At 39.9% G+C, this 24,430-nt stretch carries 19 protein-coding genes and 4 tRNA genes; 11 read left to right on the top strand and 12 right to left on the bottom strand.

All coding sequences use genetic code 11. The features are described 5' to 3' along the window. Positions 1 to 7: 7 nt before the first annotated feature. Positions 8 to 2,656, bottom strand: coding sequence for a DUF2339 domain-containing protein (locus tag AC2CZC_RS18415; protein ID WP_484582923.1), 2,649 nt, complete (start codon positions 2,654 to 2,656; stop codon positions 8 to 10). 377 nt (positions 2,657 to 3,033) lie between these two features. Between AC2CZC_RS18415 and AC2CZC_RS18410 the strand changes: the two genes are divergently transcribed. The 5 genes from AC2CZC_RS18410 (at position 3,034) to csm6 (ending at position 10,109) form a co-directional block, all read left to right on the top strand. After that, complete coding sequence (locus tag AC2CZC_RS18410; protein ID WP_484582922.1) at positions 3,034 to 4,353, top strand: CHASE2 domain-containing protein; 1,320 nt, start codon at positions 3,034 to 3,036, stop codon at positions 4,351 to 4,353. Next, a complete protein-coding gene (locus tag AC2CZC_RS18405; protein WP_484582921.1) occupies positions 4,331 to 5,212 on the top strand; it encodes a hypothetical protein in 882 nt (293 codons plus the stop codon). Before AC2CZC_RS18410 ends, AC2CZC_RS18405 begins: the two co-directional genes overlap by 23 nt. Positions 5,213 to 5,225: 13 nt before the next feature. Further along, a complete protein-coding gene (locus tag AC2CZC_RS18400; RefSeq protein ID WP_484582920.1) occupies positions 5,226 to 6,467 on the top strand; it encodes a hypothetical protein in 1,242 nt (413 codons plus the stop codon). After that, positions 6,464 to 8,773, top strand: a complete 2,310-nt coding sequence (locus AC2CZC_RS18395; protein WP_484582919.1) for a CHAT domain-containing protein — start codon at positions 6,464 to 6,466, stop codon at positions 8,771 to 8,773. Before AC2CZC_RS18400 ends, AC2CZC_RS18395 begins: the two co-directional genes overlap by 4 nt. 100 nt (positions 8,774 to 8,873) lie before the next feature. Then, positions 8,874 to 10,109: a CRISPR-associated ring nuclease Csm6 gene (gene csm6 / locus AC2CZC_RS18390; protein WP_484582918.1), complete on the top strand. Its 1,236-nt coding sequence runs from the start codon at positions 8,874 to 8,876 to the stop codon at positions 10,107 to 10,109. A gap of 19 nt (positions 10,110 to 10,128) precedes the next feature. On the opposite strand, the gene AC2CZC_RS18385 is transcribed toward csm6, so the two are convergent. Next, complete coding sequence (locus tag AC2CZC_RS18385; RefSeq protein WP_484582917.1) at positions 10,129 to 11,280, bottom strand: Card1-like endonuclease domain-containing protein; 1,152 nt, start codon at positions 11,278 to 11,280, stop codon at positions 10,129 to 10,131. A gap of 252 nt (positions 11,281 to 11,532) precedes the next feature. Between AC2CZC_RS18385 and AC2CZC_RS18380 the strand changes: the two genes are divergently transcribed. Continuing rightward, the gene (locus tag AC2CZC_RS18380) at positions 11,533 to 11,733 is read left to right on the top strand and encodes a hypothetical protein (protein ID WP_484582916.1); all 201 of its coding nucleotides are present in this window, start codon (positions 11,533 to 11,535) and stop codon (positions 11,731 to 11,733) included. 111 nt (positions 11,734 to 11,844) lie between these two features. Continuing rightward, positions 11,845 to 13,860, top strand: a complete 2,016-nt coding sequence (locus AC2CZC_RS18375; protein ID WP_484582915.1) for a hypothetical protein — start codon at positions 11,845 to 11,847, stop codon at positions 13,858 to 13,860. 232 nt (positions 13,861 to 14,092) lie between these two features. Here the strand turns inward: AC2CZC_RS18375 and AC2CZC_RS18370 are convergent. The 6 genes from AC2CZC_RS18370 to AC2CZC_RS18345 form a co-directional block, all read right to left on the bottom strand. Continuing rightward, positions 14,093 to 14,169: transfer RNA gene (locus AC2CZC_RS18370), tRNA-Val, on the bottom strand. Between the two features lie 31 nt (positions 14,170 to 14,200). Next, positions 14,201 to 14,277, bottom strand: a tRNA-Val gene (locus AC2CZC_RS18365). 31 nt (positions 14,278 to 14,308) lie between these two features. Beyond that, positions 14,309 to 14,385: transfer RNA gene (locus tag AC2CZC_RS18360), tRNA-Val, on the bottom strand. 36 nt (positions 14,386 to 14,421) lie between these two features. Then, a tRNA-Val gene (locus AC2CZC_RS18355) sits at positions 14,422 to 14,498 on the bottom strand. Between the two features lie 101 nt (positions 14,499 to 14,599). After that, positions 14,600 to 15,586 (bottom strand): DUF3080 family protein, encoded by a 987-nt coding sequence (locus AC2CZC_RS18350; protein ID WP_484582914.1) that lies wholly within the window; start codon positions 15,584 to 15,586, stop codon positions 14,600 to 14,602. Continuing rightward, positions 15,555 to 16,916, bottom strand: a complete 1,362-nt coding sequence (locus AC2CZC_RS18345) for an MATE family efflux transporter (protein ID WP_484582913.1) — start codon at positions 16,914 to 16,916, stop codon at positions 15,555 to 15,557. The genes AC2CZC_RS18350 and AC2CZC_RS18345 overlap by 32 nt, the downstream gene beginning before the upstream one ends. Positions 16,917 to 17,053: 137 nt before the next feature. Between AC2CZC_RS18345 and AC2CZC_RS18340 the strand changes: the two genes are divergently transcribed. Continuing rightward, entirely contained in the window at positions 17,054 to 17,695 is a 642-nt protein-coding gene (locus AC2CZC_RS18340) for a riboflavin synthase subunit alpha (protein ID WP_484582912.1), read from the top strand. On the opposite strand, the gene AC2CZC_RS18335 is transcribed toward AC2CZC_RS18340, so the two are convergent. Together AC2CZC_RS18335 and AC2CZC_RS18330 are read right to left on the bottom strand one after the other, a co-directional pair. Continuing rightward, complete coding sequence (locus AC2CZC_RS18335) at positions 17,692 to 17,895, bottom strand: CPXCG motif-containing cysteine-rich protein (protein WP_023399951.1); 204 nt, start codon at positions 17,893 to 17,895, stop codon at positions 17,692 to 17,694. The genes AC2CZC_RS18340 and AC2CZC_RS18335 overlap by 4 nt on opposite strands. Positions 17,896 to 17,971: 76 nt before the next feature. Next, positions 17,972 to 18,826: a fructosamine kinase family protein gene (locus AC2CZC_RS18330; RefSeq protein ID WP_484582911.1), complete on the bottom strand. Its 855-nt coding sequence runs from the start codon at positions 18,824 to 18,826 to the stop codon at positions 17,972 to 17,974. A gap of 126 nt (positions 18,827 to 18,952) precedes the next feature. On the opposite strand from AC2CZC_RS18330, the gene AC2CZC_RS18325 reads away from it, so the two are divergent. After that, on the top strand, positions 18,953 to 19,645 hold the full coding sequence (locus AC2CZC_RS18325) for a DUF445 domain-containing protein (RefSeq protein WP_063361204.1): 693 nt from the start codon (positions 18,953 to 18,955) through the stop codon (positions 19,643 to 19,645). Between the two features lie 53 nt (positions 19,646 to 19,698). On the opposite strand, the gene AC2CZC_RS18320 is transcribed toward AC2CZC_RS18325, so the two are convergent. Continuing rightward, entirely contained in the window at positions 19,699 to 20,046 is a 348-nt protein-coding gene (locus AC2CZC_RS18320) for a DUF3718 domain-containing protein (RefSeq protein WP_237136457.1), read from the bottom strand. 472 nt (positions 20,047 to 20,518) lie between these two features. Here AC2CZC_RS18320 and AC2CZC_RS18315 point away from each other — a divergent pair, with 472 nt between their 5' ends. Both AC2CZC_RS18315 and AC2CZC_RS18310 read left to right on the top strand, forming a co-directional pair. After that, positions 20,519 to 21,904 (top strand): amidohydrolase, encoded by a 1,386-nt coding sequence (locus tag AC2CZC_RS18315; RefSeq protein ID WP_484582910.1) that lies wholly within the window; start codon positions 20,519 to 20,521, stop codon positions 21,902 to 21,904. 10 nt (positions 21,905 to 21,914) lie between these two features. Then, positions 21,915 to 23,156, top strand: a complete 1,242-nt coding sequence (locus tag AC2CZC_RS18310) for an amidohydrolase family protein (protein WP_484582909.1) — start codon at positions 21,915 to 21,917, stop codon at positions 23,154 to 23,156. 194 nt (positions 23,157 to 23,350) lie between these two features. On the opposite strand, the gene AC2CZC_RS18305 is transcribed toward AC2CZC_RS18310, so the two are convergent. After that, positions 23,351 to 24,157 (bottom strand): hypothetical protein, encoded by an 807-nt coding sequence (locus tag AC2CZC_RS18305; RefSeq protein ID WP_063361180.1) that lies wholly within the window; start codon positions 24,155 to 24,157, stop codon positions 23,351 to 23,353. Between the last annotated feature and the right edge of the window lie 273 nt (positions 24,158 to 24,430).

Below are 24,430 nucleotides of genomic sequence, written 5' to 3'. Positions count from 1 at the left end.
CTTGTGATTAAATCTTTTTGCCAGGAACGCTGGTGACGGACTTTGGCTGCATTTTTTGAAACAGCCAACCCACACCCACCAAGCACAAACCTAAGCCAATGAATGATAAGGCTCTGAGCAGCCCCTCAAGGTTAGACATATCAACCATAAAGGCTTTAAAAATAACCATGGCAAAGCCGATAAAACCAATATTGATTAACTGTTTATGGTTAAAGTGCTGCGCAACAAAAATGGTTGTAGTTGAGATCAGTAACCAGACAATCGAATAGGTGTAAAGCTCCGCTTCTTTCATCCCCAAATGCCAATTTATAAAGCCATTATTATACAAGGTGCGTATTTCACCGTTGACAAACATAAAGCCAAATATGGCCATTGCCACATAAATAAAACGGTTAAACTGCGCTTTGACAAGTTTAAAATGCATAAACCCATACAGGCATAATACAGGTGCAAGCCATTGGAGCCACAACCAGTTTATAACATAGCCACCTACGTTTTGGCTGAATACAAATGGGCTTTCAAACACGGAGAATTGCACATGTATTAGTGTACTTGCACCGAGTAAAATGCTGCCGCCAATCATATACAGTTTTTGCAGATTGCGCGTTAACTGGCTACGCCAATAATATACGCCCGCGAGAATTAACCAGTTTAGGGATAACACCACGCCTTCTTGATAGCTTAAATTATCAAAATTAGGATAATCTCCGACTAATAAATAACTGGTTTCGGTGGTAACAAGTAGAGCACATAAGTGAATAAATACACCCATAAACCACGTATTAAGCGTTCTTGATGGGTTATATTTTGCAGCAAACCAGACTAAAGCAATCGCAATTGGGTAGACGATGAGTGTCCAATGAATACCTAAAATGGCTTCATGTTTGTAATCAGCAACCCAAGGGGCCGCAGACAATCGAGTAACCACAACGAGTAAAGCTGCTTTGTACAGCCAGTCAGGGATCTCAACCTTGTATTTCCAGCTTAAATAGCTCATGGATGCGACTTGCGCCGTAATAGCCAAGGTCAGCGTGCTTGCAGATAACAACATGGTCAAACACAAAGTCAGCATGGCATTTGCTAACACTAAATATGTCACGCGCTGTAACGGTACTGATGATTTGGCAGCCGCAAGTGCTGCGCCGGCGGCGATGAGCTGGAGTTCAAACGCCCAGACAGGGTAGAGGATGGCGTCACTGTCCACAGGCAGTGAAATATAGCTGAGACCAAATAAACTCAGTGGCACTAACACAAGTAGCAGTAAATAAGCATGGCGTGCTGCATCACGTTTGATCATCAAGACGCTAAAGGCCATACCAAACAAGGCTGCGATTTGAATAAACAAATACTTGCCAGTAAATGGATAGAGGATGTCATCAAAATCGATTTTTTGATGTATGTTGCCAAACATAAACAAAGCAAAACCCAGCGCCAAATATGGCCATGTATCTAGGGCACTATGCCTGTAAGCTGAAGCAAAAGCGATGGCAGCAACAATGAAAGCAGCTATTACCATGTGACTGAAAACGGGCGAAAACATCAGGTAAATGGCGAACAAGAATAGAGTGATAAGGGTTGCGACTTGCTCTCTTCTTGCCATCAATAGTGACTTAATGGGCAGTGGATTATGCATGGTTAAATTAAGCCGCCAACCAAGTAGGTTTGAGAGCACATAAAAATATAGAGTTGCAACTGTGTAAAGGGTAATAACAGCAAAGTCACCTTTATCACCTAAAATAATGGCACCGATAAACCACACACAATGGCCAACAAAACTTTGCCACCACAGCCACTTTTGCTTGACGTAATCAGCAACCCATACAGCAGATAAAGTCACAAAGGCCACATACAACAACAGTGCCCCAATATTATTAGACCCAGTCGAGACAAGCGCCGGTACAGCATACGCACCGATGATCCCAATGCCGGCAAGCACAGGCCCGAAGCGCAGTGCCAAATAGGTAGCACACAGCGCAATGACCGCTAAAAAGACAAAGGCGAGGTTGGCAGGTAAAAAATGGTAGTGATTAAACGATACCAAAACCATAGAAAAGCAGGTGATTACACCGCCACTGGCAAGCGCCGCAGAGATGTAGGGCGTATTCACATTGAGCTTAGCTTTATAGCGGTTAACCAGTTCAGCTCCAGCGACTAGCGCACAGCCGAACAAAGCGCCTAAAACAACGCGCACTGCCGGTGGCATAAGACCGGCCTCAATCGAATATTTGGCGAGGAAAACCCCACCAATAGATAAAATAAGTGCACCTAACCAGAAAATACCACTGCCTTTGAGTAGCGTTTCTAAGTTGAACTCGGGCAGTGTAAACTGCTTTTGAAGCGCTTGCTTTGGCGGGCTTTTTATATCCGGCTTTGTAGGGGGAGATAAGTGTGCTGGCTCTACATTGTCAGCCTGCACGGTATCATGTTCTGCGGATTCTATCTGTATTTTTGGCTCATCAGTGGAGCGGGGCGCTGGGGCAGACTCACTCAACGCTTGCTTGAGCTTATCGATTTGCGCTGTTTGAAAGTCGATGATTTTTTGAAGATGTATTACCTTTTTCGCGAGTTTATCTATACGGGCGCGATCTTTAAAAGCAATCACAACCCCCACAAACAAAAACAGATTAAATGCAAAGGAAAACAACTCAGTATCCATACCTTTTCCTTAAAATACTAGAGGTAAGATGAGTTTGCTTTAAAAACAGATAATTATCAAGTTAAGTGCAAAATACACATTGCGGAGCAATGTTACTTTTGCGCAAGGTGAAGTGAGCAATTATATATTCAATACCAATTGCTCATCACCAGTTACTAGCTCGTTAAGGATTTGGGAGAAGATCTTGGACGACGAGTTTAGTAATTTTGTGTCTCAAAAATAGACTACAACAGTGTAATTTGATCGAATTCACAGATGTAAATAGACTGCTTTTATATAATTCTCATGAAGTTTTGAAACTTTTTGTTTTCATTTTTGGTTTCGTTTGTTTACGATAACACATGACCATTAAAAATTAAGATTTGTACGGAACACAAATGATACTAAGGTCCAAAAAGTTAGAAGTAGCGATTTGGAGTAACTCTCCGGACGGTGAAGGTACTAATTATACTTATCGTCTTATTAGAGTTGTTTTCATAACCTTTTTTTATCCTATTATAACGGCACTTATTGTTGTTTCTTTGATTGATTCTTTAACTGATAATGATTACTTTGCGGCTGAGGCGGTGAGAAATATTGAGTCAGGCTATTATAGTGAAAATATAAAAAATATTGCTCTAGTGACGTTTGATAGGAATTACACGCATGATTCTTCATTTCCTGAATCTAGAGAGGATATCATTCAATTAACAGAGCTATTGATCAATCATGGCGCAAAATTTGTTGTGTTAGATTATGTATTCGATTATTCAAAAGATGTAACGGTTATTCCTCGCTTGTTAGCCAACAAGATTGTAGTTGGTAGTCAAGTTCAATTAGGCAAGAGTGTAAGAGAAGTACACCCACCTAAAAATTTTCTATCTGATGAAGTTGTTCGTTATAACTGGGGTGACCTTTATCTGTATGACACGGCAGATCGTTATGGAGAGGTCAACAGCCTTGTATATTACTATCAAGATGAAAAAAAAAGATATCCTTCTCTTTCGCTCGCGGCGTATAACCGAGCTAATGATGGAAATAACTATCAATTAAGAGATACAGGAATGGGTATTCCTGAACGATTAAATGCTAATTCAAGGTATTGGTTATCAACACCTAATAACATATCAGACTTAGCCGATAATACATTTAGTGCCTGGTATCTAAGAGAGCAGTTAAAATATGGCTTTGTAGACATTAGTGATAAGGTAGTATTTGTTGCAAGTACTTGGGACATCAATGAGGATCATTTCTACATTGGCGCAAATAGTACAGGCACTTTTATACAGCGGATCTTAAATTGGTCAGGGTTGATATCAACACAGAGTGTTAATGGTAAAGAACCAGGCGTTTATGCTCATATTATTTCTTACCTTAATTTAATCGATGAAAAAAATTATGTACACCCTTCGGCAGTGAATGGTTTTCATTATAAAAATGTATCACTAATTACCACTTACTTAATTTTTATTTTTATTGTTTTGATTTTTTATGTGAAACTGCTGAGGTTTTTTATAGATAGTAAATATAATGTTTTTGTTTTTTTGTTGTCGCTACTATTCTTTTTTTTCTTTTATCATTTTACTAATTATTTTTCTTTCTGGACGGTTTTATCTCATAGTTACTCTGTAAATTTAACTATATGGTTTTTACTTTATACGTTTTGTTTAGTATTTATATGTTCTAGGAGGCTAGATGAAAATGTCAAAAATCTTTAAGTTAATGATTTTAAATGTTTTTTTATTTGTTTTGTTATTGCTTACAGGAGCTGCTTTAGCAGTGAATAGTGATGAGTATGTTGCTATATTTATCGATGTTAAAGGTAAGGTTCATCTCTCGTCACTTCAAAAAGGCACAATAGAGCTAGCAAAAAATGGCCTAGAGTTAAATTCTGAATATATTGTTAAAATCCCTGATGGTGCGAAGGTTCATTGGATTAAAAGATTATATGGAAAGGTAGAAAGTGAAGTTTTAGTTGGTCCTTTGGAAGTTAAATTTCCTTCTGTATTATCCAAGGGGGTAAAGTCAAACCTACAGGGGAACAGGGTTCTCGGTGGTGTTTACAGAGGAGATAAAAATGATAACTCGAGTGATGTTTATATATGCAATTATCCAAAAATAATTAGAGTTCCAAAATCCGCGGGGTTAATACCTTTTCTTCAAGTGAAATGTAACAACAAGGTGAGGCAAATAAAATTAAACTATTCAATTTTTAAAGGCCAAGAAATCATAGGTAAAGGAAAGGTAATTAAAGGCCTTGCAAGCAATGAGTTGGATAGTGGTAAATATCGCCTTGAAATTAGCGAAGGTAAAAATAAACTTATTGAAAGTACTCTTTTGATTGAGAAGGTTAGTTTAGATGACTTACTTAAAGATGTTGAAAATGAAAATAGCGGTGGAGTTTTAACTGACGATCTATTTGTGACGTTAAGGCTATGTGGGCTTGGCTATCGATATTTGTGTGAGTTAAATCTATATTACAAATTTTGGGGTGAGAAGACTCAACATTCTAATAGCCAAATAGAGGTTATAGAACTAGTCAGAGAACAAGTTGAAGAATCATTTAAATATAAATAAAAGGGAAGTTAATGTGATTTATAAGGTTGCTATTTTATTTTTTATAGTTTTTTCTGGCGTTACATCAGCGGTTTCTCCTAAAGACTTTTATCAACTAGAATTCAGAGAAGTTATCAGTAATGATGTACAGATAAAAAAGTGGAAGTGCACTAATATAAAACTAGTATATGAAAATCTTGCTTGTAATTATGTTAAGGCATTTTTACACCATAAAAATCGCGATTATGAAAAGGCCCAAGAATACTTTAGTCAGTTTTATAAGCCAGTATTAAAAGAAGTGAATAGTCAGTTACCTTTTAAGGGGAGTGGGCAGGGTTTTGAATCTTGGATAAGGTTCATGTCTACACAAATCTCAAAAATTGAGGGTAAGGAGTTTTCATATGGGATCACCGAAAAACTGGATGGAGTGGTCCAAGCTATGTTTTCCGGTGGGGGTGCAAGTGTAGGCAAATTGGCTGCTATATCCGTTTTGGTTAATGATGGTTACTTGCAAGGGGACTTGTCACATTCAAATTACTTATATGAGCAATTAAGGGATGAATTGCTAAGTCTTTATTTTATAAATCATCAAAAAAATCAGGTTAAATCTTCTCTGCTTATCTATAAAAAAGTCATTTCAGAAATAGATGATGATATCAATCTAGTAATATTGAGTAAGAAAAAGATTGAAAGTAAAAATCTGATTATTAGCAAGCTATTGAAATCAATTCCTGACGAAAAAAAGGATGGCAACTTAGAACAGATTATTTCATTTTATCTGATGTTAACGCCTGCAAACTTTAAACCGGGTATGTCTTTTAACTATATTGAGGAGCTGGATAGCAAAGAAAAAAATTACTTTGCTGTTAAGCAAGGTATGCTTCATTTGGATTTGCACAATACAATAAGTAAGTACACAAAAATAGAAAAAAAATTTGACCCTTCTAAAGTTAAATTACGAGTTCATGATAGAATGAGCTCTCCAGATAAGAAAGCCTTAAGAAAGATTTTAATTGAAACTACCGGTTTGGTACTAAAAAAGGGTAGTGAAATTAATAAGCTCGATGAAATTGCATTGGCTACATATGTAATTTATCAAGATGCGCTGTCTTTACCAAAGGTTCAAGGAAGTTACTTTGAAAAAATGGAGGCGAAATACTCAATTCTAGCGGTGGATTATATTAATTATAACCATACAGCCTCGCCCGAAGTTAACGCGATAATGTATTTAGCCTCGATTTTGCAACAAGGCCCATTTTCTAGTTTGTTACTATGAGATTTTTTTTCCTAGTTTTATTGTCATTCCCTTTTTATGGCTTGGGTTGTGACACAGGTAAATTAAAATTTCAGCGTAGCGTATTAATATCAAATGGCGTGTTTTCATCAGTTAATTTGGAGCAGCTACAATGGTTAAAAAAATTAAAGTCTGAGATTGATGATACATGTCCTGATATATTGGATACATTAAGTCTATCTACTTTTATTGTTGAACACCAAATTTTGCTTGAGGTTGAGTTGCTTGAAGCTGAAAGGTCTTTAATAGAAATAAAAAATTATATTAAGCCGGTTAAGAGGTTTTACAAAAAAACTTATGGTGAAGTGTTGTACTTAATGCTCGCTCTTAGCTTGAAATCTGGAAAGCATCATTTAGCTCAATATTATGCGAACCAACTGATACTTGAAGGTGTGAAATTGAGAAAGGATGTTTATGAGCATGTTTCTTTAATCGCACGAGATTATATTGGCTACTCCCCTGCCAAAGATATTGATTTAGTATCGAAAATAAAAAGTGATGAATTATTTGGTAAAAACGTGCGTAGAGTTTCCTTTGGTAATTCTGAGGTTTTATTACATTATATAAATAAAAATTTGAAAGACGGAAATATTGGCGATGTTGAATCTCTTTTAACGTTATTCAGGGCTGACAAATTCATTAACAAAGATACAAGTTATGTCGCTAATAACTTGTTGGCGATAATTCTGGCTTTTGAGGTTGTTACATTAGTAAAAAACAAAGAAAGCTATAAGTTGAATAACAGAATTAAGCTTTATGCTGATAAGAACAAAAAGCACCTGACGATTGAAAATCAATTACTTGTCGATTTGCTTAAAATTTTTGATGAAAATATCAAGACAAGAAAATCAAATGTTATTTATGCAAAACATACTTTTTTAAATTTACTTTCTATTTATGATGTATCTAGAAGTATAAGGTCAAAGCCTCTTTTAAATTTGATTTTAGAGGTGTTACTTGAACGGTATTCAAATGATTTAAGTGTAATTAGTGGAGTATTTGAGTTATCTCAACACGAATTTATTTCAACGCCAGTGTCTGTTGTACCAAAACTAGATGAGAGTAACAAAGAAATATATAAAAAACTCATTGTGAAACAGCAAGAGCTCAAAACGATAATTGATATGGGAGGCTCAGTTAGTAGCGTGCTGCAGGGTGAAATATTTGACTTAACCGATCGATTATCAAAAAACAAAAGGAGTAGGGTTAAAAGTATTGAAGAGGTCCAGCTGGGTTTAACGACCTCAGATATATTAATTTATGCTATTGATCTTTCAGAAAAGGTTGCTTTATATAAGGTTAATAACAACAGCTTTGATGTTAAAGTTTTAAATAAAAGTAAACTCAAAAAGCTGGTTTATGCACATCGTAAGTCGATTATTGGTAGGCAGGATGCAAGAACTACAGGAGCTGATTTATTAATGGAACTAGAACTGTTTGAAAAGATACAGCCTAATTTGCTAGTGGTTACCTCTGGTACACTCGAAACACTTCCAATCTCTACACTCTATAATAACTTAAAAAATAGGTGGCTAGTACAAGATTCAAATATAATAAGGCTTAGTGCAGTCAGTCGCTTAACGAAAAAAAGAAAAAAAGTGGATTTGGTTCATAGTTTACTAACCGTTGCTCCTGTGAACTTTTATTTGCCACCTCCAAGCGATTTTCATACATTTCCTCATTTCTCACTTACTTCAATATTAATGGATCTTGATAGGTTGCCTTTGACAAAGCGTGAGTCTCGTATATTAGCTGAAATTATCGATTTGAAGCACAGTTTAATTTTAGATAATGAGCGGGCGGTGGAATCGAATGTGAAAAACAAGTTGAAGCAGAGTAATTGGGGGTTAGTCAGCTTTTCCACACATACATTGTTTCCATCAAGTGATATTGAGGTCCCATATCCTGGATTGGCAATGAGGATTGATTACTCAGACAAGAAAAACGACAGTATATTATTTACTGATGAAATAGCTCTGATGAACTTTGAAAATAGCACTATACTGTTAGCGGCTTGTAATACTGCAAATGCCTCTGATGTTGGGGGGAGTTTTAATTCATTAATAACATCATTTCAAATCGCAGGTGCTGACTCAGTTATTGCTTCTCAATGGGATATAAACTCTGCAGAAGCGTTTAGCTTTTTCGCTTCTGTGACAGAATATATGAACAAACATAAGGTGAGCTTTCAAATTGCTTTGAGGAAGGCACAAGCTGATATGGCGAGTGCTATGCGGGATAAAAAGGACAATCCAAGTTATTGGGGAGCTTGGGAGCTTTATTTATAATTTTTTTTCTACAGGCAGGAATATAATATTGATTTTAGTGTCGTTAAAAAATGTCTTAAAGCTTGTGATTTTACTACAAACAATAATAAAGGAGTAACTTGTGAACCATGTATTATTAGCCATTACAGGCTACAGCCCACAAGTGATCACTGAGGCCATATACGCAGCTAAACAGCAGCTTAATATCGAATTTAGTGATATTAAAGTCATCACAACGATGCAGGGAAAACAGCGCATTGAACAGGCACTTCTTCACCCAACTCATACAGGTAAAACACAGTTACAATGTTTGTATGAAGACTATGATATAACGCCTTTGGCGTTTGGTCTCGACGATATTTGGATCCCAGAACTAGATGGCGTGCAGCTCGAAGATGTTAAAACCGAACAAGAGATCCAAGCGTGTGCCGACTTTGTTTTAGATAAAATTAAATATTTAACCGACAACAGTGAGCAGCTATTTACGTTAATGGCTGGAGGTCGAAAAACCATGACCTTTTATGTTGGTTACGCGATGACATTGTACGGCCGTTATGGCGACACGTTAAATCATGTGTTTGTATCTCCAGAGTTTGAGCGTAGTCAATTTTTTTATCCGCCAAAAAATAAGCAATTTATCTCCAGCCATAGCGGTCACTTTTTCAATACCCAAGAGGCTGAGGTTCACCTGTCTAAAGTTCCATATTTACATATGCGAGACAGCTTACCTGAAAAACTAATTGAACAGTCCTTAACTTACAGCCAAGCAATTGCTTTTTGTGATAGCTACAAGCACCCTGTAGAGCTGTTGATTGATTTAAACACACATCAATTGACTTGCTCTGGACAGCTAATCGACATTCAAGAGGTTGATTTCGCTTTTTATTGGATGTTTGTCGAAGATTTTTTAAATGAACGAAGCGGGTTCATTTGTCCAAGTCAGCACGAAAGCAGTGAGCAATTGGCGTTACACTACCTAAATACCAGAGCTTGTTTACACGGACTTGGGGAAAATAAGTTTACAACACTGGATGGGGCCGTAAGCTATGTGCGGGATAAATGTGAAACCGTGTTTATCACTGATAAAGAGCTCAATGCACTAGAATTTGGTATGACGAAAAGCTGGTTTAACAGCCGAAAAAACACCATTAAAAAAGCGCTTTACTTTATGCTACCAAAAAGCTTAGCTGAACATTATGATATTGGTATTTGGGGTAAAGTGAAACGAGTTAATGCCCAAAAAGAAGTGCTAGTGCAGGGGCTTACAGTAGAGCAAGACCAGATCACAGTTAAACAAGCTGTACTTGGTAAATCGGCATTATCTGAAATTGCGGCTAAGCAGTGGCCTATTACTTAGCCGTTATTTTTTTAATCTTCTATGCCGCTTGTAGCCAGGCTCTAAGATTGTCTTTGAGTCTGGCTAAGTCGTCTTCACAAATTATTGCTATATCTAGTTCTTTAGCGCGTATTTGTTCACTGGTACGGATCCCTTTGTAACTCACCAGTGCTGCTCTTGCGTCAATCCCTCCGAGTAGGTCGCAAAGCGAGTCTAATTTATAGATCACCTGATTACCTTCGCCTTTATCAAACTTCTTTGTTTTGCATTCAATCAGGTGAAGTTTGTTGTTAGCCAGCACCACAATATCAAGTTCATTTTTAACCTTGGCTCGACCCACAGAGCGAGTAACTTCTACGCCTTGTGCAATATCCTGAATATGAGGTAACTCTTTTTTTAGGCTTAACAATAGGCCATAAACATAGTCTTCTAGCCATCCTCCATTGGCAAAAAATCGCGCTTCTTCATTAAAAAAAGCCAGTTTATCGCCTTGTCGCGTGATAAGTTCTACAGCGTATAAGTCATCAATTAAAGTTTGTAATACAGGATCATTGATTTGTTGGCGACTGAGTTGGGCAGAGGTCAAGGAGGGGTTATCACTCGTTGCTGCGAGGTAATTTAAATGGCTCAGCGCATGAGCATAGCTATCTTGACTGGCTGCCCACTTTGCGCCGAGTTGGCGGTAGCGAATATCCACTGTACCGCTGTTGGCAATATCACTTACCTCACTTTCAATGAGGGTGAAAAAGTCTCTAATTTTTAATGTGTCAGTAAGTTGCGTATTTTTACGCTTAGTCGGTACCAACCAATGTAATTCATCGTTGTCTGGTTCAACCATATAACAGTCAAAATCATAGGCTCTAACGACTTCGTACATGGCTAAAACATGCTGGCGGTCGCCACAACTGGCGTTAAACGTAAAGTGCGTATCTGGGGCATTGGTTACTAGCGCATCAACCTCTTGGTGAAAGAAGCTAACTAGTTCTTCTGTCCTACGTGTGTTGGGGATCACCTTCACATGCACTTTAATGGCTCTTGGTATGAGCACTTGCTTGAGTGCATGTAATTTATCTTGCTCTGCGTGGTTAATAAAAATGATGATTTCACTGGCATCAATCTGGCTATCAAGCAGTGGTGTAACAATATGAATAGGTTGCTCATCTAAAAAGCAAATATGGCTGTGAGTCTGCACGCGATATCCTTTTAGTGCATTGTATTTTTTTACAACACGTTATCGCAAAAAAAGCCTTGGGTAAATGCGACAAATCAGATTTGCAAAATAACGCGCTTAAATTGATCCGTTTTTTACATGGCGCTTGCGCCGATAGGGTTTGACAAGTTTGTCAATTCCTATCGGGATGAAGTTCTCGCTAATCTGGTGTTCAAGGTTTGGCCTACTAGGTGTTAAAGCCTGTGCACTGAAAGTGAAAAGCTGGAGCATGAGATGACTTTAGTGAGTATTGTGATGCTGATTGCGTTGCTGTATTGCGGCTGCTTAATCACGGTCGTGTGGTTTGCTCATAGAGTCGTAGACCCTTATGAACGAATACTACGCTTGGTGATTGGTAGCACATTACTCATGCTAGTGATGTTTTCGTTAGCGTCATATGCCATTTGGGGCATGTTATTGTCCCCAGACTTATAACTCTCACGCTTATAGCCCACAGGCCAATAACCTAAAGAAGAATGGACTGCCTTGCTTTTAGTTCAGATCTTGTCTTGAACTGCGTATTTGTTACCTATAAGGATAAACAACATGATGTTACCGTATAAAAAATTGACTCTTGTTTTGGCTGTTTCTGCAATTTTAACTGGTTGTGGTGGGGGAAGTGATACAACGCCACCGCAAAATGTTGTGCAAAACCCAGGCAACGGGTCCGATAGAGTGAGTGAGCCCAGTCCACCAAGCAATGACATTTCAACACATACAGTGACTGTGATCGGTAGTTGGCAAGATGTACAAGTGTTTATGGATACCAGCGCCGATGGGGTTTTACAAACGGATGAGCCAGCTGACATCAGCAATGCGCAGGGTAAAGCGGTGCTTGATATCACAGAGATACCTAATGCAGACAGTGCGTTTATATTGGCTAATATCACGGCAGTTAACCGTAAAAATCGGAACAGTGTGCTCAGTAGCAGCGATAATTTACTGTTAAAAGCACCGCCACTTAGTGAAACGATTTCAATTTTTACCACTGTGATAAGTGACTTAATGCAAAAAGATGCTATGACGCTGTCGCAAGCGACAAGCTTTTTAGAGGCGCAGTTAGGCATTAACACACTGGACTTGGCTTTGGACTTTAATCAGTCAACAAACGCACAGTATCAGGCAATTGCCAATGCACTGTTAAAAGCTTATTTGCAGCAAGAGGATGCAGACAGTCAGCTTCAAAGTGCAAAGCAGGTATTAGAGGCTATCCATACTTGGCGCAACGAGCAAACTGAGCCGGATTGGCGTCAGCTAGAAGTGAGTTTTAATAATGGTCACTGGCAAGTGACGGTGCCAAATTTAGGCGGGGTTGCCACCGATCAAGTTGAGTTATGGGGCGAAATACCAGCGCCTGCCGATCCCGAAGGGTACATTGAAGGCTGGAAAAATGAAGATAACGACACCGCTATCATTTTAACAACACAAGAAGTAACCGAGCAGCCCATTGTATTCTCATTTGATGCTATCAATAGCACTTTGAGCCAAGCAGGTGAGGCTTATACTCTGCAGCTGAGTGAACTCGGTTATCCTCGTCATCAACAGGGCAAAACTCTACTTGCTTATCAATATACAGCTATGTCTGTTGAAGAAGATAAATTAGAGATCTCACGGGTCGTTAAATCGCTAGATTTAGATATTAATGCGCCTAACTATCAAGAGGTAAAAACACAGAGCTTAATTGATAAAACGTTTTGGTATGGTGAGTATCAAGTTGAAATATACAGCATAGAATTACTCCAGACTTGGTTAGATAAACCTTGGGCTATTGTGCATGTTGTATATGATACAACGCCCAATGACGCAGATGATTCGGCTTATTCTGACGGTTATATCGTGATGCGTCTGGCGGACAATGCGTTAGAGCAGCCACCGGGCTTGAACGAAGGTATTATTTATCGTCAAACCAGCAGTGTTTCGCAGCGGGGTAAAACACAGTTAAAGCTGGTGGATGGCAACACAAATACTGCTTGGTATGATTTGGGGGATTTGCAAGCAAAGCGCATCAACCAAGGAAGTTATCCTATCGATACTATGACACTTGACGCTTCTGCGGTAGATGGCGATGGCAATCAAACGTGGTGTTTTGAAGCAAACGATAGGGCACTGTGCCAATTTTACACTGCAAGCAGTGATACTTGGCAGGCGCCATTTTTATTGTCGCCAAATCTGCCAAGTGGTCAGCTGTTACGCACTAAATTTGTCAGTTTAGATTACAACTCTGAAGGCGTTTTAGGTGTATTAACCAATGGTTGGGATACTCATACTGCGGTAGGGCAATATTACCCGCAAAGCGATACGTGGCAATGGCAGGAGGGAGTGGATTTTTACAATATACACAATACTGGTGATATGCAGTTGGACAATGCTAGCAATTGGGTTGTCAAACTTGGCGATAACCTAAATACGGTGCCACTTCAGACAGAACATGCAGTAATGTTAGAGGACACAGATACGCGCCTTGCGCCCATGTTGTTTGACTCAGGGGTTGGCATATACATAGGTTCAAACATATACAAAACACAAAGAGGGCAGATTTATATCTTAAGTCCAAAAGACTAATTATCTGACGGTGCAAAGGGCTAATCACTTCGAATTTTATGACGTTACAGCGCTTGATGACTGCGAGTACGGTGATTAGTTTCCTTTGCGCAATGTGGAAAGAGTTGCTCTTACAAACAAAAAGAGCGATGAATTATAATTGAGCCATTATTGTTATGTAAAAATATTGAAGTTTACAACAGGGGAGTAAATCGAGATTTAATAAATGGCTTATGGAAAAAAGAGAATAATTTGGTACGACCGAGTGGATTCGAACCACCGACCCCTACCATGTCAAGGTAGTGCTCTAACCAACTGAGCTACGGTCGTACTATAGATGTGTGACTTAACAAGGTTAAGTTGGTACGACCGAGTGGATTCGAACCACCGACCCCCACCATGTCAAGGTGGTGCTCTAACCAACTGAGCTACGGTCGTACTATAGAGATTGACTTAGTTTAGTTTAAGTTGGTACGACCGAGTGGATTCGAACCACCGACCCCTACCATGTCAAGGTAGTGCTCTAACCAACTGAGCTACGGTCGTATCATATAAGTGTTTTAAAACTTAACTAAATTAAGTTGGTACGACCGAGTGGATTCGAACCACCGACCCCCACCATGTCAAGGTGGTGCTCTAACCAACTGAGCTACGGTCGTACAGTGTGCCGTGTTTCTTGGCAACGGCGGCTAATATATAGTGCTCTGCGAAATGGATCAAGTATCTTTGCTAAATTTTTGTTTGTCTGCGGTTTTTTCGATCACAACGGACTAACTTTGCACACTTTGTAGAAGTTTTGCCACCAAAAAACGTGCTCCTTCGCTGATTGCTTTAATTCAACCAATAAAGGCGTGATGACATTAGGGTAGTCTTGTTGGCCAAATTTACGCGAGAAAGTTTCAAAGTGGGGCTCCACATCATGTAAACGTTTCACCAGTTGTGATTGATACGCTTGAATATCTTGAATGTAGAACTTTTGAAATACATTGTTGAGTACTTGAGCGCGCTTTTTGTTTTTCCCAGCAGGACAGACTTTATTCTCTAAATCTAACGAGTTGAGCCACGTTGTGGTTGCCTGATTCCAAGCAATTTGGGATCGGGTACTGGTGATCAGGCTTTGCACATAATTATTGTTATTTAGTTTCTCAAGGGCGTCTGTCAGCATCTCGCCATTGGCTTGGTTTGGTTCACTTAAGCTATCTATTAAGCTGCTTAGCGTATTTAGAGCTTCCAAGGCATGAATTTCTCCTTGGCTAGTTTCACGCTGAACCTCACTGAAGGTAAGTGTATAAAACTGATTGAGTTCTTTCTCATTGGAAAATACGTAAGCCAGCATAGGGTAGAGCTGCGCAAGCTTCTCTTGTCTTGCAAGGTTTAAGGCTTGTTGCACATCTTGTGGTGTTCTGTCGTCATCAATACATGCTTGCGCATAGCGTATAAAGTTAAGATTATATTTGAATTGTTCGCTTGGCTTCGCGAGCTTGCCTAATTGATTGTTATGATTGGCAATGTGTGTAGAAACTCGGCAGTGCCAGAGTTTTGCAAGATCTATAACAGAGATGGAGTAGCTGGCTTTTGGTTTTTCGAGGGCTGAGTGTGGCAGCACACTCAGCGACCCGATAGATAACCCGTCGGTATTGAACACCTTACCAAGGCGTTCTGTATACGTTTGGTTTGTGTCACTGGGTGCTGGTGTGCACCCAAACAAAACCGTGCTAAGTGCTAAGAGCAGCAGTTTGCATTTCAACGAGTTTTCTCCTCACAAAATATATCAGTAGCACAGCCGCCACTGTGAGACCAACAATGATACCAACCCAAAAGCCAGTTGGTCCCATGGCTGGTACTATTAGGTCTGTTTTTGCTAATACGTATCCAAGCGTAAAGCCGATTACCCAGTATGAGATAAAGGTTACCCCAGTAATAGGCTTGGTATATCTTAGGCCACGTAAAACGCCATTTGCAGACACTTGCAGTGCATCAGGTAACTGATAAACACAGGCGAGTATAATTATACTCGATGCGAGCATGGCAACTTCTTTTTCTTGTGTGTAAAGCCAACTGATGTCATGTCTGATCAGATAGGTGCCTAAAGCGACAATGGCTGCAACACCAACGGCCAGTATAAAGCTGGTGTAGGTTGCGTTGACCAAACGTTCAATGTTGTTCTGTCCGCTGATATTGCCAATCCTAATACCGATAGCCATAGATAAACTAAGCGGCAACATAAACAAGATCATGGTTACACTTGCGGCGACCTGATGCCCAGATACGGCAACGGCACCTAAATCAGCAATAAATAGTGGGATACACGCAAATAACGTCACTTCAAAAAAAGTAGCAAATGAGATAGGCAACCCGAGTTTGGCGATCTGCAAAATGGTTTCTTTGTGCGGCTTCATAAAATCACTGATCAGCCATTTGCCTTTTAACTCTTTGCTTTTCAGGCTGTAGCAAATTTGTGCAATGGCCATAGTCCAAATAACGATGCTGGTGGCAACACCACATCCGGCACCGCCTAAGGCAGGCATGCCTAACTTGCCATAAATAAAAATGTAGTTGGCGATAACGTTTATCCCCAAACCGAGTAAGCCAATATAAAAAGCAACTTTAGTATTGCCCATACCCTCGGTAACATTTCGGTACACTGAGAAGACTAAAAACGCAACGAGACCATATTTAACATAATCGATATAATCTTGTGCCATTTGGGCAATTTCAGGGTTTGCGCCGGTACTGGCAAATAGATAGGGAGTGAAATAACTGGCAATAAACCCTAATGAAGATAGCATCAACGCCAAGTATAAACCTTGTTGAAAATACCGTTTTATACTGTCTTCATCATTGGCGCCGACGCTATGGGCAACCATACTGGTAAGCGCTAATAAAATAGCCTGTAAAGAAAACATCAAGGGGTTAAGTGCGCCAGTTGCAATTGAGAGCGCAGCCAAGTCGTTTGGACTCACTTGTCCTGCCATCATGGTATCGACAACAGACATCATCACGAGAGTCACTTGGGCTAATAGAACGGGTGTGGCAAGTCTAATTAACTTTTTGGCTTCCCAGAGTTCAAACTTCATCTTAAAACTCAGTATTTCTAAAAAAAGGCATTCTATTGAAGTTTGTCATTTTTATCTACGAAATAAGTGTGTAAATATGTTTCGACGGAGCAGGGCATCAGGTAGAATGGCGGCATAATTTTTACCTCGGAAAAAACATGTTTACTGGAATTGTTCAAACTCAAGCGTCTGTGGTTAGCGCATCATTAAATGATGGCGTTATGCGTTTAGTCTTATCTGTTGGCAACGAGCATTTACAGCAACTTACCATTGGTGCCAGTATCGCAGTGAATGGCTGCTGTCTAACCGTCGTGCAATTTGAGGCTAGTCAGTCTGATGTGGTTGGTCAAGTCAGCTTTGACGTCATTGATGAGTCATTAAAGTTAACCAACTTAGGCTTACTTAAATGTGGTGATAAAGTCAATTTTGAACGCTCAGTCACTTTTGGCACAGAGCTAGGTGGGCATATAGTCTCTGGGCATATCCATGATATGGCGATTGTAGATAGTGTGATTAAAACAGCGGACAATGTAAAAATAAAGCTGCTGTTAGATGCCAACTGGTCAAAATATGTTTTTTATAAAGGTTTTATATCTGTTAATGGCGCGAGCTTAACTGTCGGCGAAGTGGACGAGCAAGGCTTTTGGTTACATTTAATTCCTGAAACGCTTTCGATCACCAATATCGGCAAGATTAAATCAGGCGATAAGCTCAACATTGAGGTCGATCAGCAAACTTACACCATCGTCAACACGGTCGAGCATTATTTACGTAAAAATACCTTAAGCCCGATGGGCTAAAAAATTTGTTCGTCGTCACTGTCAATTCGTAACTCCAATTTGTTGATTGCTTCGTCGATGTGCATGTTCAAATGAATTGGATTGCAACATGCGGCGCAATCTTCATAAAAATCTTGGTCGCCCTCACTGATATCTAAATCAACAAAAATATGATGACCACAGTGGGGGCAGCTGATCCTTTGGTTATACAGCTGCTTCATAATATGGCTCCAACAACCGCCTTGAATTCCACTATTAACTATAGCAGTTTTTGCAATTATTACCGCGCGATGACAGCTATTTTAAGATGAGCTCAATTTGCTGTTTTGATTGGGTGAGGTAGTCACCCGCAAAGACATTTGCATGGCAAAGCAAGCTATATAATTGATAAATAGGCTTTCTCTGTTGAAAGCCTTTGTCTATTGGATAAGCTTCTTCATATCCTGCATAAAACGCGTCAGGCAGTTGCGCAAATAGCTCACTATTCGCAATATCTACCTCTCTATCGCCGTAGTAACAGGCTGGGCAATATACGCTTGGCTTATCGTTGGAAAAAGCAATGTTACCGCGCCAGAAAAAACCATGTAACAATGAGGGTTGAACAGGGTGATTTACTAGCGGCTTTATGTATTCGACAAAATAATCTATCTCTATGAGCTCTATGCCTTTTTCATGCAGTAATTGCAATTGCCATGCGATCCGCTCTTCGGCAAAAAACACGGACCACTTTTTATGCCACTGGTTAGGTTGGACCAAGCCTAAAATATAGTTGTCTTGCTCAAAGCCAAACATTTCCTGTTCGTGCCTGCTATGCATTTTGGCAAGCGTTTGACCGCATAAATACCAGTCCTCTTTATCTGGTTGAGAAGGCAGCCATTCATAAACGCAGAAGCAATACTCAAGGCTTGACCCGATGGTGATGGGATCGGCGACCAAAAAGTCACTGTCTCTGGTGAGTAATGCATGATTATCGGCTTCACATTCATAGCGTTCTAACGCACTGATATGGTCCACTTTTACTAAAAAGCGGTGCCTGTCGTTTTCAATTTTGTAGTTTTTCGACTTGTGGTTGCTGGGTAGCTGTGTTTTGCGAGTAAATTCAAAATTGTCGTGAATCGCTTCACTAATGTACTGGTTTACTAGGTTCCACATAGTCAGCCCGGTGGGGTGTGAGCACTTTATCTAACTATGATCGATTTTGGCTATAACACAAATACTTGAGTGCAAATTTAAATCGAATAGAATAGCCACAGTTTTGAAATGTTTTGGATGTTCACATTGAATAAAAGTGTTATCACAAACCTGATTGCGGCCGCACTGGTCGCGTTTGGTTATGCTTTAGATCACGATTTAGTTTTTACCATGGGTTTGTTTGCCCTCTCTGGTGCCGTCACCAATTGGCTTGCGGTTCATATGTTATTTGAAAAAGTACCCGGGCTATATGGTTCTGGTGTTATCACAATAAAATTTAAAGAGTTTAAAATTGCCATTAAAGAACTCATACTAGATGAGTTTTTCAATCAAGATAAGCTCAAAAGCTTCGCCGAAAAAAATCAAATCGACATAGACTTAAACCCAGTCATTGAGCATGCAGACTTATCGATTGCTTTTAATAAGTTGGTGCAAGTTATCGAAGGCTCACAGTTTGGTGCAATGCTAGCCATGGTGGGTGGCAAAGAGGCCATCGAGCCAATGCGCGATACTTTTACTGAAAAAATGAAAGAAGCGTTGCGTGAAATGAGTGAGCAGCCAGAGTTCAAAGATAAAATTTCTGGGGTGTTAACTAATGGGCAGTCTTTAGACTCGATCCGTACTGCCATTGAACATGCCGTTGATGAAAGGCTAAATGAGTTAACGCCGGTCATGGTGAAAAACATTGTTCAAAACATGATCCACACACATCTGGGCTGGTTGGTTGTGTGGGGCGGTGTATTTGGCGGTGCATTTGGTTTATTAGCAAGCGTTTTATAACTCAGTCAACGTGGTGTGCATTACTTGTTTTTAATGCACACCTTTTGCTCTCATTATTTAGAGCCTGATAAAACAACGGGCATTGTAGGTTCTACTTTTGCAATGTCTTTTATTGAGGTTTTGGTTTCTAAGTCAATTTTCATAAACTTGGCATTGCGAGTAAGGCTATAAGTTTGCGCGAATTCATCTAAACTCATGTCATTACATTCTAGTTTACTGGTGATACGTGTTTTCGCGGTTTGTTGTCCGCGCATCGCTGCCAACATCACATGTGGGCGGTCTGACGCGAATGCCATACAAAGTTCGGTTGCATGACTGTCGTCAGCGGCAACAAATTCAACAGCATGTGCGTTTGACATCGATACTAGCGCAGTTAATGCAGCAGTTAAAAATACTTTCATCGTTGTTCTCCAAGCAGGTCGTTAAGTGCGATTCCTCTAGAGTATTGGCCTGAACGGCATAAAATGCTGTAAGGGAAGATTGTACGAATGTAAGGAATTATGTATTTGTATTATTGCAACTGTAAGTCCATCTAACTTAAATGAAAAAACACCTCATATTTGTTTCATAACAGCCGAAAAAAATTACAAATAAAATTTGGTTAACAGTTCAATATCGATATGTTTTAACGCTTTTAGCGACTTTTCCTATTTTTATTAAAACCTATTTCAAAAGTATGTATAAGTGTGTCCAAGTGTGTATGTTATTTGCTCAGAAACAGAAAGGGCGTGCCTGTTTGTTATACAATATTGCAATTTCTCACGTAATTTATCGTAATTTATGGCATTTTGAGGTTTTTACATCGAAATTTTTGTGAAATTTCGCTACAGTCTCTTTGATAACTACAGTCACAAAAACTACAGAGACGAAAATATGAATATGTTCAAACCCTCTGTGATCGTGCTTGCTCTAAGCACCGCTCTTTTAGGATGCCAGCAAGACACTGGTCCTCAAAAAGATAAAGTCACAATCGAGAAAAACCCATATCCAAGCACTTATCAGCCTCATTCAACGACAAGTACATTAATTACTAATGCAACAGTGTTAACGGGCACAGGTGAAAGAATCAACGACGCTGATGTTTACATTGTTGATGGTAAAATTAGCCAAGTAGGCAAAGACTTATCAGTAAATGCTGATACAACAATTGACGCTGCTGGCAAGTGGGTTACACCTGGTATTATCGATAACCATTCACACTTGGGCGCTTATCCAAACCCAGGTGTTGAGTCTCACCAAGACGGTAATGAAATGATCCACCCTAATACTGCACAAGTATGGGTTGAGCATTCAGTGTGGCCACAAGACCCTGGTTTTAACCGTGCACGTGAAGGCGGCATTACGTCATTACAAATTTTACCTGGTTCTGCAAACTTATTTGGTGGACGAGCGGTAACGCTTAAAAACGTACCCTCAGAAACTATGCAAGGCATGAAGTTCCCTGAAGCCCCATACGGTCTGAAAATGGCGTGTGGTGAAAACCCTAAACGCGTATACGGTGGTCAAGGTGTTGCACCAAAAACACGTATGGGTAACATGGCAGGCTACCGTGAAGCTTGGATTGAAGCGACAGAATATAAGCGTGCTTGGGAACAATACGATGCAGAATATGCTGCTGGCTTAAACCCTGATGCACCACATCGTGATATTAAGCTGGATACGCTACGCGGCGTACTTGACGGCGAAATCTTAATTCATAACCACTGTTACAAAGCTGAAGAAATGGCCATGATGATTGACCTTTCTAAAGAGTTTGGTTATCACGCTGGTACGTTCCACCACGGTATTGAAGCATACAAAATTGCAGACTTACTAGGTGAGAATGGTAACTGTGCTGCACTTTGGCCAGATTGGTGGGGCTTTAAGATGGAAGCATATGACATGTCACTTGAAAATGTCGCCATTGTTGATGCAGCCAAAAACTCTTGTGCAGTTATTCACTCTGATTCTGATACAACCATTCAGCGCTTGAATCATGAAGCTGCAAAAGTGATGTATTCAGCAAATGAAGTCGGTTTTGATATCAAAGAAGAGCATGCAATTAAGTGGATCACTTACAACGCGGCAAAATCACTGGGCATTGAAGATTTGACAGGGTCAATTGCAACTGGCAAACAAGCGGATGTTGTTATTTGGGACCAAAGTCCATTTAGCGTGTATTCAAAAGCTGAAACAGTATTTATTGATGGTGCAAAAGTATATGACCGCCATGATAGTAAGTACCAAGCAGTTAGTGATTTTATGTTAGGTCAGCGCTAGGGGAGCCACAATGAACAAGTTTAAATTATCTATTCTAACTGGTGCATTACTGAGCTCATCAGCGGTATTTGCGCAAGTAACAGCGATTACAAATGCGACTGTACACACGCAAACAAAGCAGGGTGTACTAGAAAACGCAACTGTACTGATTGAAAATGGCAAAATTACAGCCCTAAATCCGAAGTCATTTAACGCTGATGTGACTGTTGACGCACAAGGCAAAGTGTTGACACCAGGCCTTATCGGTACAATGAACCACTTAGGTTTAGTTGAAGTCGGTGCGGTTTCTCGTTCAGTTGATGCGTACGACAAATCAGGTCTTGAATTTGATCCAAGCACAGCGTTTAATCCGCGCTCTAGCTTGATCCCATACGCAAGAAAAGGCGGCGTAACGCAAAACTTGAGCATTCCATCATTGCCTTGGGGTGAAAGTGGTGTGTTTATGGGTCTTGGCTTTGTTGCTGATCTATCAGGTGAGTTTGGTAGTGTTACTGACCGTAAAACTGCGCTTATCGTAGACTTAGGTGCGGCAAGTGGTGACGGCTCTCGTGCAGCAGCTGTTCAAGCGTTTGCTAAAAAGCTATCTGAGCAAAAGAAAAAGCTAACAGCGAAAAAAGACAAAAAAGCAGATAAAGATCCTTCATCTGAAGAAAAGCTATTGATTGACGTATTAAATGGCAAGCTGCCAGTCGTCGCGTCAGCATCACGTGCTTCACAACTACTTGAGCTAATCAAACTAAAAGAAGAGTTTGGGCTAAACCTTGTCATTTACGGTGCAGATGATGCTGTATTGGTAAAAGAAGAGTTGGCGAAAGCAAAAGTACCAGTGATCGTGAGCGCGGTATCTAACCTACCAACTGGTTTTGATGCACTACATGCACATTTAGGTAATGCGGGTACACTTGAAAAAGCAGGTGTTAAAGTCATTTTAAATGTTGCAGGTGACGGCAGTCACAATGTTTATCAGATGCGCTTCAATGCTGGTATTGCAGTAGCAAATGGCATGTCACATGACGGTGCTTTAAAAGCGATGACAGTAAATGTTGCTGATACGTTTGGTATCGAAGGCGGTAAGATTGCTAAAGGTGAACGTGCTGACGTTGTACTTTGGACTGCTGATCCGTTCGAGTTCAGTACGCGTGTTGACACTATTTGGATTAATGGTGAGCAAGTAACCACAGAGTCTCGTCATGACAAATTGACAGAGCGTTACACCAAAGATTCATCGATGCCGCGTGGCTATACAAAGTAAATTTGTAAATAATGAATAGAGGCGCCTGTTGGCGCCTTTTTTATTGGCGCGTCATTGAGCGATTGCTTTCAGTTATACATGCTGTCAGATGAAATGCGAATCTACATTTGGTTTTATAGCATTTAGACAAGTACTGAGGGCTGACATATAAAAAGAAGTGCTAGGCACTTCTTTTGAGGTTTTAGAAGTATGGATTACTTATATACAGTGTAATCTACTTCAAGGTTGATATCGTTTTCACCTGAAACAACCCACACTTGTGTGCGTTGAATTTGACCAACTGGGCTGTGGCAGGTAACAACTTGTCTGAACGCTGGGCCAGAGTAATCGTATACTGCGTTTTCAAGGCCATAATGGTTAGTGTGGAATAGCGGCGTGCTATCGTAACCATTGAATACACGTGAAGTGAAGCCGTCATTCATGGTAGCTGTACAGTAAGTATCTTCGTTTTTGTTATCAATGTGTAGTGATGATGTATAGCTTACTTGCTCGTACCAACCACGACCGCCACAGTGTGAGCTTGCACCTGTACAGTCAGGCATTTTATATTCGCCAACACCAACTAGGTTAGTATCCCATGTAATCACAGGTAATGCTGAGAATTTGTGATATACCTTGAACTGCTCACCTTCGATGTTTTGACAGTTTAATGCAAGTACACGATTACGTTTTACTTGCTCATCAGAGAAGCCACCATTGAAGTGAACTGTATCAACACGTGCAGCGCCCGGACCTGCAGTACCAAACTGTACAGAACCATATGTTTGACCAGTTACTTCGTCAAAAATTGTACCTGTCGTACATTCTGAACCAGACTCTCTGAAATAAATCCACGCTTCATAGCTACGTGCACTTAAAGAGTCAGTGACGATACGGTCAACAGCGCCATTTGCGTATACTGTTGTTCTGTTATAACCATCTAAGTCTTGCACAACTGTTTGAGCAAATGCAGAAGTAGCTAGTAGGCCAGATGTAAGCGCTGCGAGTAATTTAAGTTTCATTGGTAACTCCATTATATTTTACAGGATGTATTTTTCCTGATTGATTGCCTGACGCAGATGTATTCCCTAATTGGATTTGCCCACCTTGAATATAAATTTATTCATGCGTCGAATTCTTTGTTATCAGCAAGTGTTGATATCTACAGCATTTAAAATGTTGTCATATACAAACGAGCGATTGAGAAAGAAACCTGCTGTTAGCTGGGCTCTAAAATCTTGGCTTCTTAACTTTAACCGTTGCTGATTGCTAAATAAGCTAGCGGCTAAATTTTG

This window comes from Pseudoalteromonas sp. MMG033, from assembly GCF_057197785.1.
Note: the sequence above shows the minus strand (reverse complement) of the source record. Positions and strands in the feature narration are given on the sequence as shown.

Bases quoted from the DNA above. Each gene is read 5' to 3' on its own strand.
- AC2CZC_RS18415 (WP_484582923.1), bottom strand. From the start codon at position 2,656: ATGGATACTGAGTTGTTTTCCTTTGCATTTAATCTGTTTTTGTTTGTG.
- AC2CZC_RS18310 (WP_484582909.1), top strand. From the start codon at position 21,915: ATGAACAAGTTTAAATTATCTATTCTAACTGGTGCATTACTGAGCTCA.
- AC2CZC_RS18305 (WP_063361180.1), bottom strand. From the start codon at position 24,157: ATGAAACTTAAATTACTCGCAGCGCTTACATCTGGCCTACTAGCTACT.
- AC2CZC_RS18320 (WP_237136457.1), bottom strand. From the start codon at position 20,046: ATGAAAGTATTTTTAACTGCTGCATTAACTGCGCTAGTATCGATGTCA.
- AC2CZC_RS18335 (WP_023399951.1), bottom strand. From the start codon at position 17,895: ATGAAGCAGCTGTATAACCAAAGGATCAGCTGCCCCCACTGTGGTCAT.
- AC2CZC_RS18345 (WP_484582913.1), bottom strand. From the start codon at position 16,916: ATGAAGTTTGAACTCTGGGAAGCCAAAAAGTTAATTAGACTTGCCACA.
- AC2CZC_RS18395 (WP_484582919.1), top strand. From the start codon at position 6,464: ATGAGATTTTTTTTCCTAGTTTTATTGTCATTCCCTTTTTATGGCTTG.
- AC2CZC_RS18375 (WP_484582915.1), top strand. From the start codon at position 11,845: ATGATGTTACCGTATAAAAAATTGACTCTTGTTTTGGCTGTTTCTGCA.
- AC2CZC_RS18405 (WP_484582921.1), top strand. From the start codon at position 4,331: ATGAAAATGTCAAAAATCTTTAAGTTAATGATTTTAAATGTTTTTTTA.
- AC2CZC_RS18380 (WP_484582916.1), top strand. From the start codon at position 11,533: ATGACTTTAGTGAGTATTGTGATGCTGATTGCGTTGCTGTATTGCGGC.
- AC2CZC_RS18410 (WP_484582922.1), top strand. From the start codon at position 3,034: ATGATACTAAGGTCCAAAAAGTTAGAAGTAGCGATTTGGAGTAACTCT.
- AC2CZC_RS18340 (WP_484582912.1), top strand. From the start codon at position 17,054: ATGTTTACTGGAATTGTTCAAACTCAAGCGTCTGTGGTTAGCGCATCA.
- AC2CZC_RS18330 (WP_484582911.1), bottom strand. From the start codon at position 18,826: ATGTGGAACCTAGTAAACCAGTACATTAGTGAAGCGATTCACGACAAT.
- AC2CZC_RS18315 (WP_484582910.1), top strand. From the start codon at position 20,519: ATGAATATGTTCAAACCCTCTGTGATCGTGCTTGCTCTAAGCACCGCT.